The following is a 12,079-nucleotide window of genomic DNA, read 5'->3' as shown; positions in this document are numbered from 1 at the left end:
CATGAATTCAGAAGCCATTCCAAATATGCTCACCTTTGATGATGTTCTTTTACTTCCCCAGTTTTCCGAGATTCTCCCACGAGATGCGAAAACAAACACTTTTTTACACCACAAATTCCACTAGGAATTCCCATTGTTTCTGCCGCTATGGACACGGTAACAGAAGCAGATATGTCTATTGCTCTTGCGCTTCTCGGAGGAATTGGTGTGATTCACAAAAATCTTTCTCCGCACGATCAGGCAGCAGAAGTGGCAAAAGTAAAACGCTTTGAAAACGGTTTTATTTTACGCCCAAGAGTGATTGGACCAGAACAAACAGTGGAAGATGTTTTTGATATTCGAAAAAAAGAAGGATTTAAAGCCATTCCTGTCACAGAAGGAGGTGATCCCAACGGAAAACTTTTGGGGCTTATTACCGCAAATGATTATTTTATCAATCGACATGCAGATGCCCCTGTCACCGAACGCATGACACCGGTAGAAAAACTTCTCCTCGCAAAACAGGGGATTTCTTTAGAGCAAGCACACGAGGTTTTGGAAGAGTCAAATCATAGTAAGCTTCTTGTTGTTGATGAAGAAGGACGGCTCTTTGCTATGGTAACAAGAAGAGATCTTGAAAAACGACAAGATTACCCCAATGCAACGCTCGATAAGGGAGGGCGTCTTTGTGTTGCCGCGGCTGTTGGTCCAGCGGCAAATATGAAAGAGCGTATTGAGCTTCTCGCCAAAGCCGGGGTAGATGCATTGGTAATTGACACCGCTCATGGACACAGCAAGGGGGTGGCAGATGCGGTTCGCTTTGTAAAAGAAAAATATTCAAAAATTTCGGTTATTGCTGGAAACATTGCTACTCCAGAAGCAGTAGAATTTCTAGCAAATGCAGGAGCTGATGCGGTTAAGGTGGGGATTGGTCCGGGATCTATTTGCACCACACGAGTCGTAACAGGAATTGGCGCACCACAACTCTCTGCCATTTTGGAATGTGCCTCCATGGCAAAAAAGAAGAATATTTGTCTCATCGCCGATGGTGGCATTAAATATTCTGGAGATGTTGCAAAGGCAATTGCCGCTGGTGCCCATTCAGTGATGCTCGGCTCACTTCTGGCCGGAACAGAAGAGTCACCCGGAGAAATTATTTTCGCCGGAGGAAAAACATGGAAAACCTACCGCGGTATGGGTTCTATGGGAGCTATGAAGCAGGGTGGAAAAGAGCGCTATGGACAGGCAGATATTATGGATGCAGAAAAGTTTGTTCCAGAAGGCATTGAAGGGCGAACACTGTTTAAAGGGTCAGTACAAACGGAAATCTTTCAACTTGTTGGTGGACTCCGAAGTTCTATGGGATACCAAGGATGCACCACTATTTCAGAACTTCAAGAAAAAGCAAAATTCATTCGTATCACCCAAGCCTCCCTCCAAGAAAGCCATCCACATGATATTACCATAACTCGGGAAGCACCAAACTATCGGCTCAGCGATATGTAATTATTCCTTCATTTTTCATGCGGATTCTTTTTCTCGATCCAGCGGATTTCATAGGAGGTGCAGAACTTTTTCAACGAGAATTGTTGCAAGATCTTCCCCATAATACAGAAGGGATTTTTATCACTTCCGAAAAAATATATTCCCGCTTCCAAAAAATATTCGAGCCATACACATTTCCCTCCCGCGACTTCGTCCATTTCGACCACTCCTTTTTTTTACAACTATTCTGCATCTTCGGAAAATCGTTCGAGAAAATTCTCTTCAAATCGTCCACAGCAACTCCGTTCGTTCAGGAATTTTTGCCGCTTTTCTTGGTATTCCGTGGACGCACTTTGCGCACGACTTTACTACTCCACGATTTCTGGCTTCACTTTTTCGTCGCGCAAAATATATCTTCTGTTGTTCAGAAATTGTCTGTGAAGATATTGTGCACAAAAAAGCATCTCTGCACACAAAAAGGAGAGGTGTGGTTCCGCCTCTTTTTTTTGAAAAATCGGAATACGAACGAATCCAAAAAATACGACAAAAAAAAGTGTACTTTCCTCATTTTCGCGTTTCTCTTGTTGGACGAATCGATACATGGAAAGGGCAAGATATCCTGCTAGAAATCGCTAAAAAATGCCAAGAAGATGGCATACAAAATATTCATTTTTCTTTTTTTGGAACCTCTTCTTCGTACGACCCAAAAACAGTTATGTTTGAAAAATCGCTTCACAATTTTGCAAAAGAGAATAATCTCACAAATGTTTCGTTTCATGGATATTGTGAACCGGAAACAATCTTTTCTGAAACCAATCTTCTCATCCATGCGAGCACAGAGCACGAACCATTTGGACGAACTATTGCAGAAGCGGCACTTATTGGTATTCCTATTATCGCCAGTAGATTTTCTGGAGCGGCACCCTATTTTTCTTCTCTTCCGTATGTACGCCTTATCGAAAACCCAAGAAATATTGAAGAAGTCTTTGCTCTTATCGTAAAAGCAAAAGAAGACTTTTCCGCTGGTCCTCGTTTTTTTTTGGAGGGAAAAGAGCTGTGGAAGTACTTTCAAGATGGCAGAATACGAATGACAGAAATATGGCAGAACACTATTCTGCCACAAAGATCGCCCGATAAATCATAAGTGCCATTTCCGCTCGTGTAACCTCTTTTTGTGGTTCAAAGGAAGGAAGGATTTTTTCTGACTCAGGAACATCTTCGGTTGATGCTACTTGTTCTGGTTCCTCAATATCAAGAATATTCTTCTCCGAACAGGTTATTGCTGTAGCGACATCGGAAAAAGAAATATCTTCAAATGGGATTTTTTCATTTTTTAAAAAGGAGATGGGCGGAGTACCAGAGGCCGAAAGAACGAGAGAGCACGCCTCAAGGCGAGAAACATATTCCAACGGACGAAAATATTTTTCATCCCCAGAGATAACATTCAAGGAGAAAGCTGCTCGAACAGCAGGAGCAAACCAGTCATCTGACGAAACATCAGAAAAGGGAAGCTTTTGATAAGAAAAGTCTTTCATATTGGCAAATACTTCCATAAGAAGCCCAACAAATTCTGCTTTTGTTGCTTTTGTAGAGGGGTTAAATGTGTCTTCTTTCTCTGGAAAAAGACCCATGAGCGCAAAACGAGAGATAGCGGCAAGTGATTTTCCAGCGCTCGAAATATCGGAGTATATTTTTGCCGTCTCTCTTTTAAGAGGAGGAAAGCCAAATTCTACTTCAGAAAAATCACTGTATCCATCGTGATCAGTATCGGAACGATCTGGATCTGTCTGGAGGAGAAATTCTTCAGCATCAGAAAGTCCATCACGATCGGTGTCGATTCGCGCCCCTTTTTGAAGACGTTCTGCAATAGTGAGATTTTTCTGAAGCAGAATTGCTTGAAGTTTTTGCTGTTTTTCTTGCTGTTTCTTCTCTTCAAACGCCTTTTCGATATCCCTACTCCCCCTTATTTGTTGTTGCTCAAGCACCATACGAAGCGCCTGAATCTTTTTCTCTAGGGCGGCGACTGCCTTTTTGGCATGCTCCGGTGACAAGTTTTTCTGAAGACGTATCATTTTTTGTTCCTCTTTTTCCAAAAGAGCTTCTATTTTCCTTTTTGAGCGAATTTTTTTGTCTCTATCCGATTTTGAAGAATTTTTTCAGATCGTTGCTCAGCGGCAAGACGCTGTTTTCTTTGAATTTCCTCTTTTATATCTTTTTCTTGACGCTCTTTCGTGATTTGCTTTTCCGTATTTTTTTTGTTCTTGTTTCTCTTGTTGAACTTTCTCCTGCCAGCTCGTATTTCGTTTTTTGAGTGATTCGTATTGCTCACAATGTGAATTGTCACTCAGGGTATCAATACAAGTCTTGGTATCTGATTGGCTAACAGAAAAAGAAGGGAGAGCTATTGTTTCTTGTGGAGAAAGAGCGATACCTTGCCCTAATTCCTCGCTGTAAAGAGAAACACGAGAGGGATTATCGGGATCAAAGGAAAGAGAAAACGCGCTCTTGTCTGTTACAAAAGGGAGAATTGTTGTTTCTATGGAAATCGTATCAGAATCTCCTTCTGTTAAAGGAAGAGTGAATTCAGGAAAATCAAGAAAGAAGTGTCCATTCCCGGCAGAAGTAGCAACAATAGGAGAAGAAACTGCTTTCTTGTTATGCTTGAGTGTAAATGTTCCAAAAGGAAGCACTTTGAGACTTTTGTACGACAAGCTGTGATCGGGATCACCATCGGTAAACGAAAAATCAAATCGCATTCGTCGAACCGCAATGTCTGATATTGAATTCATTACCGAAATATTGGCAAATTGAACCGTTTCTTCTGCTCCATCAACTTCTATTACTGACTCTTTCCCTTCTCCAGCAAATGAGAAAAGTACTTTCTTTTCCTCATGAGGAGAAACAAGAATATCAACTCCTTCAGATTGCTGTTCATCTGGTGTTTTTCGAGTCACAACAAGTTTTCCAGAAAAAGCTCCTTCGGGGATACGAAACGAAAGTTCGGTTCCGCGGCTATTTGTTGACTCTGGAGTAATCGCTTTCCCCGCGAAGGAAATGATGTTGTATATCGTTTTTATTCCAAAACCCCCTCCTCGTAGAATAACCTGCGAGCCAGGAAGATGTCCCTCGGGATACTCAACAGAAGTAATAATTGGTTTTGCATACGAAACCTTTTGCTCATTCATTCCAAAAAGAATATCGACCTCGTTACTCTTTTTCCCTCCCACAGATACAGAAACTGTTGTTTTTTTGCTCGAACTTGAGTACTCACCGTATTCAAGGGGAGCAAATTGGGCATCAATTCTTGAATCGCTTACCATGGGACGTATTGGTACACAATCACCATCTTTCGTTCTTTCTTCAGAATAAATCTTTGGTCCGGTAAATATGGTTGATCCTTGATCACATGATTTATATTTATTGCCAAGATTTCGTCCAAAAATTTGAAATGGTGCTCCTGGGCGAAAACCATATTTACTCTCGACTTGGTAAATATAGGGTTTTACACTAAAGGACTCCTTTTCAAAGGGAATTTTTTCTGAACGAATTCCGCGAAATACCACTGAAGCCTCTCCAGAACTTGGGATATAACTATCATCCAGCATGTCATTAAAGTATGCTCCTCCAAATTTTTCGAGAGGAAACCCCGTGTTACCCAAATAGAGAATGGCATCCTCTGAACATACCGTAGAAGTAGGGACATTGAGAAGATCACCTCGTGCCGAAACATTAACCTTACGATACCCATCATGAAATGAATACTCAACAGAAAGACCGAAAAGCTCTGGAACATCAGGAGTAGAAATAAAGAGTGGATTACTCCAGATCCCTCCACTTCGCACTTTGAGTGTTCCCCTTCCCGACATAGGACACGGAAGCTGAAAAGAGAATTTTCCCTCTGTGCCATCATAATCAATAATACTTAGTGTTTTTCCTTCATAAGAAAGTGAAAGATCTTTTGCTTCTTCAGGAAGATATTTTCCGTACGCCGTTACTATTCGCGTTTGAAAATTGAGCTGATATTCCGTAAGAACAGGAGGAAAGGTGTTTGTAAGTTGTATTTTATTGCTCTTGAGACAGTTTTTTCCATCTCGATCACATCCTCTTTCTACCCAAAATTTCTTATTAAAATTCTCTTCCGGAAGCGTAACATCAATATATGAAAGACCTTCTTCTGCTTTTTTTGAAAAACCGCCAGTAAGCTGACCCGTACTCACATCTTCCACAACATAACTGCGTCCACCTTTTTGATAATATACGCCATCTAGGTTTTTTCCCCAGATTCGAATATCTTTCCCCGGAGCAATGCCATTTTCTCCAGTGATAAAGAGAATTTCTGGAGGATGAAATTCAAAATAAAATGCATTACTCTGTTTCTTTTGCTTTTCTCCTTTTGTTTCTTGAGCCTCTACATAAACATTTCCAGAACTCGGATTTTTGGGGATTGGGAAAACAAGGTGCGTCGGCGATTCATAGAGAAAACTGGTAACCGATGTTGTTCCACCAGTATCATTGGGAAAGAGAAGCACCGCTTTTCCATGGGGTGGAATAAAATTCTTTCCTTTTACCGAAAGCACAACTCCTTCGTTTTCTTGGTATTCCTCAATGCTTATACTTTCGATAACTGGTTCCGAAATATCAACGACGACTCCTGTTGATGAAATATTTTCTTTTTCTCCAAAATCATCCAAATTTAATGCATCAACAGGAGGCGAAATAAGCAAAAATGCCGAAAAAATAAGAAAACTTTTTCGAAGGAAAACCATCTCAAGAAGTAATAAAAAGAAGAGGATTGTTATATTTTTGTATTTTTTCTTGGGACACATTCGCACTAGGAAGAGGCAAAAAACATTGCGACTCTTCGGAAAAAATATATCCAAACACTTCCACAGATTCCTCAAGCACTTTTTGGAAGTTTTTTTGGTGAAGATCGTCTTTTTGATAGAGCAAAATAGACTTCCGAAGACTAGATGATGCTTCAAAAGCTTTCTCAAAAATATCAGGGGAAACAGCGCAAAGTTTTTCCTGAACAGCAGTAAGGAAAAAATCGAGTTTCTTGAGAAGCTCTTTTGCTATTTTTATCTCTTCTGTTTTTTGTGTTTTCATAATTATATTATAAAATATTTTTAATATAATTACAAAGTTTTCAGAGGCGAGAAAAAGAGGCATGATAAAATTCCATTTTTGAAGTTTTATGAAAATTTCTCGTGCGCTCCTCTCTGTTTCTGATAAAACCGGTATAATAGAGTTTGCCTCTTTTTTGCAGAAGAAAGGCGTTTCGCTCATTTCCACTGGAGGAACGGCACGACTCTTGAGGGAAAATGGACTTGCAGTAGAAGATGTTTCCGATGTGACCCATTTTCCAGAAATGCTTGATGGTCGGGTAAAACCCTACACCCAACAATACACGGTGGTATTCTTTTTGTTCGAGGAAATGATGAGCACGAAAAGATTATTGCGGAACACAAAATAGGTGCCATAGATCTTGTGGTTGTCAATCTCTACCCATTTCGCGAAACAATCGCACGAGGAGCAGCAGAAGAAGAAGCCATCGAAAATATCGATATTGGTGGACCAAGTATGATTCGAAGCGCCGCAAAAAATTTTGATGCTGTCACCGTTCTCGTCGACCCTACGGATTTTTCGCTCATAGAAAAAGAGATAGAAGAATACGGAGAAACAACAAGGGCCACTCGGAGAATGCTTTCTGCAAAGGCTTTTTCTATCACTGCACAATATGATGCCGCCATTGCCGGATATTTTGATATAAATTTTTCCTCCCTCTTTCTTCAAAAAAATACGATCTTCGATACGGAGAAAATCCGCATCAAAGTGCCACATTCTTTGCGAGCATGTCAGAAGATTTCCCTTCACTCGCCACAGCAAAAGTGCTTCAGGGGAAATCACTTGGGTATTGCAATATTCTTGATGCTGATGCTGCACTTCGGATTGCACTCGAATTCTCAGAACCCGTTGCCGTTATCATCAAACATGCCACTCCCTGTGGTGTTGCTGTGGGAAACACCACAGAAGAAGCATACGAAAAAGCACTTTCGTGCGATCCGGTCTCGGCATTTGGTGGTATTGTTGCGGTGAACAGAACTGTTTCAAAAGAGCTTGCAGAAAAACTTTCAGAAATATTTCTAGAAGTCATTCTTGCGCCAGAGTTTTCTGAAGAGGGTCAAGAAATTCTGAAAAAAAAAGAGTCTTCGCCTCCTTGAAACAGGAGAGTTTTCCACTCCAAAAACCGTCCCCGAATATCGTTCTGTTTTAGGTGGCCTCCTCCGGCAAGACAGAGACACAAAAGAAATAACCGAAAGTGATCTTACGTTTATGACAGAAAAACCAACACAAGAAACAATAAGCGACCTCCTCTTTGCATGGAAAGTCTGCAAGTTTGTGAAATCAAACGCTATTGTCATTGCCAAGAACGGACAAACACTCGGCATTGGCGGAGGACAAACTTCTCGTGTGAAATCTTCAGAAATTGCCACAAAACAAGCAGAAGAAAAAGCAAAAGGAGCCGTTGCGGCAAGTGATGCATTTTTCCCTTTTTCCGATGGTGTAGAATTTCTCTCCCAGGCAGGAGTAAACGCCATTATCCAGCCAGGTGGGAGCAAGCGCGATGAGGAAATCATTAACACCGCAAAAGAACAGGGAATTGCCATGGTATTCACCAAAACACGTGCGTTTCGACACTAATCGCTTCCAATACGAACAGTCAAAATTGGTGGATAAGGTTTTTCCTCTTCCAAAAATGTAAAGCACCTCCTCTCTCGAAATATGCAGAAATATTCGTTTCTCTCACATCTTTCTCTGAAAAAGGATTCTCCTCAAAAAAAAGGGAAGGTCTCTTCACTTTGGAAATACGGACTACTAAGTATGTGTATTGTTGTTTTTTCCCTTGTGGGCGCATTCGCTTTGCCCGATATACAATTAGGGATGAGCCTCTCGCGAGATAATCTGGATTTTCCCAAAGTTTTTCTCGACCGAAACGGAAAAGAAATTTATCGATCATTCAGCCAAGAAAACAGAGAATGGGTTCCTCTTCATGAAATTCCAGAATTTTTGCAAGAAGCCACCATTCTCGCAGAAGACAGACGTTTTTGGTATCACATCGGCATCGACATTCCTGGAATCATCCGTGCTATGTGGCACAACGCTCTTGCCAGAAGATTTGAGGAGGGGGCTTCAACACTTTCTCAACAAATTGCACGAAAAGTTTTTCTAAAAGATGAAAAAACGCTACAAAGAAAAATTCGGGAGGCACTCATTGCTGTTGGCATAGAAATCTCATTTACAAAAGAAGAAGTACTCGAGATGTATCTTAATGTTGTTCCCTATGGCCCTCGAATTAATGGAGTTGATGTTGCCTCTCAAATGTATTTTCACAAGGTTCCTGCCAATCTTTCGGAAGCAGAATCTCTTGTACTCGCCATGCTTCCACAGAATCCAGTACTGCTGAGCAAAAAGAAACGCATTCCTCTTTGGCTTGGATACTGCAAAAATATTGAAGAAGACTGTGATCTTTTTTCCAAAACCTACCAAAAAACTCGTATTGAATATGTTCTCCTCGAACTTGCAAAACGAAAAAAATGGTCAACAGAAAAAGTAAAAAAAGTTCATCAGGAGCTTAAAAATATTATCCTACAGGGGGATAAAAATTGGGCGCACTCTGATTTTCAACACTTCCGTTTCTTTGTAGAAGACTTTTTAGAAAAGAAAAAATACAGCCCAAACAACACAAAAAATGCGCTCTTTATACACACAAGCATTGATGCTGATTTCCAGGAAAAAGTATACGAGATGATACGAGAGAAACTCCCAAAAATTGAAGAAGAATATAACATTCACAATATTGCTGTGCTCATCCTCGAAAACAAAACCCGCTCCCCACTCGTATGGATAGGATCGGAATCATTTTGGAAAGAAGAAATAGACGGACAAGTTGATGTCCTTCGAGCAAAACGACAACCTGGCTCCACCATAAAACCTTTTATATATGCATCGGCAATTCTTATGGGATACGAACCACCAACTATTTTTTATGACTCTGCCATGCAACTTGTGGGAGAAAAAAAATATATTACCAATGCTGACGGAACATTTTTAGGAGGCATTCGTATGACAGATGCCCTTGCAAAGTCACGGAATATTCCAGCAGTAAAAACTTTTTTTCTCGCAGGAGGAGAAAATACACTTCGAAAAATGCTCGATGGTCTTTTTGGATTCTCTCTCAACCACGATTTCCCCAATCACCCATTTGGATGGACACTTGCGCTTGGAACCCCTTCTCTTCCACCACAAACACTCGCCAATGCATACGCTATTCTCGGAACCGGAAAACAAAAGGAACTCTGCCCCATTCTCTCTATTTCTTCAGAAGAAAATGTTCCACTCCCCTCTCCTTGTGACCCTTCTGAAAAAACAGTGCTCAGTCCAAAAACCATTTTCTTCTTGGGAGACATACTTTCAAATATCGAAGCACGACCTGCTGGATACTGGAGAAATAACATCACTGTTTCCAACTTCAATATTGCTGTTAAAACCGGAACATCATCTGGTCGCTCTGAAAATGCAATCTTCCCGATAGATAATATGATTGTCGGCTACACTCCAAAAAATACATTCCTCCTCTGGGCGGGAAATACCGATGGCACACCACTGAAACCAAAGAGCTTTGCGGTAAGTTCTGTAGGACCGCTATGGAGAGATATAGTACAAGCGTTTTATGAGAAATACCCAGCATCATATACTGCCTTTGAAAAACCAGAAGGAATTCAAAAAATACAAGGAGAGTGGGCATCAGAAGAGTATAAACCACCATCGTATGCACCGCTGGTTCAGTATTTGCGATATGTTCCAGAGCTTGGTATGAATTCGCTCCTCTCCTTTTCTCAAAAGCGAGAAGAGGATTCGTATGTTCCCGCTTCAGCAGAATAGCTCCACTCTCCTCAGAAATGATGAAATTTTGCGAAAAGAAGTGAAAAATATCCAGATTTGCATTGTGCAACCACAGGGAAATATGAAAAGATTCCACAGAAATGTTCTATGCTATTGATCTCGGCGGAAGCACGGTCGATATTCTTCAGTTTGAAGAGTCTGGTGTGTTTTATCCCATTGCTTCAATCGATTCACAAAAAACTGATAAGTCTGATCTTTCTCAAATCTTTTTTGATGCGAATACTACCCCAGAAGGTGCCACAAAAATTGTGCTTACCGGTGGACACAACCGCCTATTCCACACGAATTGGAAAGGAATTCCTCTTCAAAAAATATCAGAAATAGATGCAATTGGCGCTGGAGGAATGTTCTTAGCAAAAAAAAGCTTTGGACTCATTTGTTCTCTCGGAACAGGAACCTGCTGTGTCTCTGCAACAAAAAATACCTATCAACATGTTGGCGGAACGGGTATTGGTGGGGGAACATTTTTGGGTCTTAGTGAAGCTATTTTAGGAATACGAGATTTTGAAGTGCTCAAGGAAATGGTTTCGCAAGGAGATCCAGAAAAAATTGATCTTTTAGTGGAAGAAATTGTCGGTGGCGGCATTGGAGTGGTTCCGGGGAATGCGACAGCATCAAACTTTGCAAAAGCAAAACAAGGAACACGTCCAGAAGACTTGGCACGTGGCATCGCAAATATTGTGGGACAAACCATCGCTTCTATTGCAGTTTTCGCCGCACGAGCGGAAAAACACAAGGATATTATTCTTGGAGGAAAACTTATTTTTCTTCCTGAAATTATCGAAACGGTAAAGAGAACCGCCAACATTTATGGACAAAAAATCCTTATCCCAAACCATGCGGAATACTTAAGTGCTATAGGAGCTGGAGTTTTAGCACAAGGATTATTTCCACGCTGAACCTTTTTCTGGAAGAACGAGAATCTTTTTATCGAGAACCTTTACCTCTCCCCCTGAAACATCAAGTGTATACACAATCGGAACACCAGTAGGAATTTCGAGACCGAGAATATCAGCATCGGAAATATTTTCGAGGTATTTTGTCATAGCACGAAGCGAATTCCCATGAGCAGAAACGAGAACCGTTTCTCCTTTTTCAAGATGCGGAAGAATTTCTCGACGAAAAAAGGGAATACTTCGCCATAAAGTATCCTGTAAACTTTCTCCATTTGGAGGAGGCGTGTCGTACCCACGACGCCATTTTTTAAACTGTTCCTCTCCAAACTCTTCGCGAATTTCATCTTTGTTTTCCCCTGTAAATCTCCATAGTGCCGTTCAGAAATAGCAGTTTCATAGACAAAAACGGGGAATTCATTCTCCTGCGGGATATAACTCTGTCGAGGAACACTCCCGTTTGCAGGAAGAAAAATAGGAGATTTTCCAGAGATATTTGGGCGAAGTACGAGATGAAGTGTGAGAATTGCTCGTTGAAGATGAGAAGTATAGGCAACATCAAAAGCGACATCTTTTAAAAGCTCTCCGGCCTGCTCTGCCTCTCGCCAACCCTCTGGTGCAAGAGGAACATCAACCCAGCCGGTAAAACGATTTTCTTGATTCCATTTTGACCGTCCATGACGAATAAAAATGAGTGTTCCGTGCATTTTGTTTTTGAAAAGTGTCCTTAGTATACCAATTTTTTTGACTTCAAAAAA

The 12,079-nt window shown here is 41.0% G+C and carries 6 protein-coding genes and 4 pseudogenes; 6 read left to right on the top strand and 4 right to left on the bottom strand.

The window, feature by feature from the left end; translation table 11 throughout:
- Window position 1 precedes the first annotated feature (1 nt).
- The 3 genes and pseudogenes from guaB (at window position 2) to IPN35_01925 (ending at window position 2,608) form a co-directional block, all read left to right on the top strand.
- Window positions 2-1,485: pseudogene (gene guaB, locus IPN35_01935) on the top strand (IMP dehydrogenase).
- A gap of 136 nt (window positions 1,486-1,621) precedes the next feature.
- Window positions 1,622-1,918: pseudogene (locus tag IPN35_01930) on the top strand (glycosyltransferase).
- On the top strand, window positions 1,913-2,608 hold the full coding sequence (locus tag IPN35_01925) for a glycosyltransferase (GenBank protein ID QQS59621.1): 696 nt from the start codon (window positions 1,913-1,915) through the stop codon (window positions 2,606-2,608). The pseudogene IPN35_01930 and the gene IPN35_01925 overlap by 6 nt, the downstream one beginning before the upstream one ends.
- On the opposite strand, the gene IPN35_01920 is transcribed toward IPN35_01925, so the two are convergent.
- From IPN35_01920 to IPN35_01910, 3 genes are all read right to left on the bottom strand, one after another.
- Entirely contained in the window at window positions 2,574-3,515 is a 942-nt protein-coding gene (locus IPN35_01920; protein QQS59620.1) for an S-layer homology domain-containing protein, read from the bottom strand. The genes IPN35_01925 and IPN35_01920 overlap by 35 nt on opposite strands.
- A 117-nt stretch (window positions 3,516-3,632) precedes the next feature.
- On the bottom strand, window positions 3,633-6,230 hold the full coding sequence (locus tag IPN35_01915) for a hypothetical protein (protein ID QQS59619.1): 2,598 nt from the start codon (window positions 6,228-6,230) through the stop codon (window positions 3,633-3,635).
- A gap of 1 nt (window position 6,231) precedes the next feature.
- Window positions 6,232-6,570 carry a hypothetical protein gene (locus IPN35_01910; protein ID QQS59618.1) on the bottom strand — a complete coding sequence of 113 codons (339 nt, stop codon included), beginning with the start codon at window positions 6,568-6,570 and terminating at the stop codon, window positions 6,232-6,234.
- An 88-nt stretch (window positions 6,571-6,658) separates the two neighbouring features.
- On the opposite strand from IPN35_01910, the pseudogene purH reads away from it, so the two are divergent.
- The 3 genes and pseudogenes from purH (at window position 6,659) to IPN35_01895 (ending at window position 11,327) form a co-directional block, all read left to right on the top strand.
- Window positions 6,659-8,166: pseudogene (gene purH / locus IPN35_01905) on the top strand (bifunctional phosphoribosylaminoimidazolecarboxamide formyltransferase/IMP cyclohydrolase).
- A gap of 81 nt (window positions 8,167-8,247) precedes the next feature.
- A complete protein-coding gene (locus IPN35_01900) occupies window positions 8,248-10,407 on the top strand; it encodes a transglycosylase domain-containing protein (protein QQS59617.1) in 2,160 nt (719 codons plus the stop codon).
- Between the two features lie 101 nt (window positions 10,408-10,508).
- A complete protein-coding gene (locus IPN35_01895) occupies window positions 10,509-11,327 on the top strand; it encodes a hypothetical protein (GenBank protein ID QQS59616.1) in 819 nt (272 codons plus the stop codon).
- On the opposite strand, the pseudogene IPN35_01890 reads toward IPN35_01895, so the two are convergent.
- A pseudogene (locus IPN35_01890) lies at window positions 11,313-12,028 on the bottom strand (2,3-diphosphoglycerate-dependent phosphoglycerate mutase). The gene IPN35_01895 and the pseudogene IPN35_01890 sit on opposite strands and share 15 nt — an antisense overlap.
- Between the last annotated feature and the right edge of the window lie 51 nt (window positions 12,029-12,079).

The sequence above is a fragment of the Candidatus Peregrinibacteria bacterium genome (assembly GCA_016699755.1).
GTDB lineage: Bacteria > Patescibacteriota > Gracilibacteria > CAIRYL01.
The sequence above is the reverse complement of the archived record's forward strand: the minus strand, read 5'-3'. Positions and strand labels throughout refer to the sequence as shown.

Coding starts and splice junctions, on each gene's coding strand:
- IPN35_01900 (QQS59617.1), top strand. CDS start 8,248: ATGCAGAAATATTCGTTTCTCTCACATCTTTCTCTGAAAAAGGATTCT.
- IPN35_01910 (QQS59618.1), bottom strand. CDS start 6,570: ATGAAAACACAAAAAACAGAAGAGATAAAAATAGCAAAAGAGCTTCTC.
- IPN35_01895 (QQS59616.1), top strand. CDS start 10,509: ATGTTCTATGCTATTGATCTCGGCGGAAGCACGGTCGATATTCTTCAG.
- IPN35_01915 (QQS59619.1), bottom strand. CDS start 6,230: ATGGTTTTCCTTCGAAAAAGTTTTCTTATTTTTTCGGCATTTTTGCTT.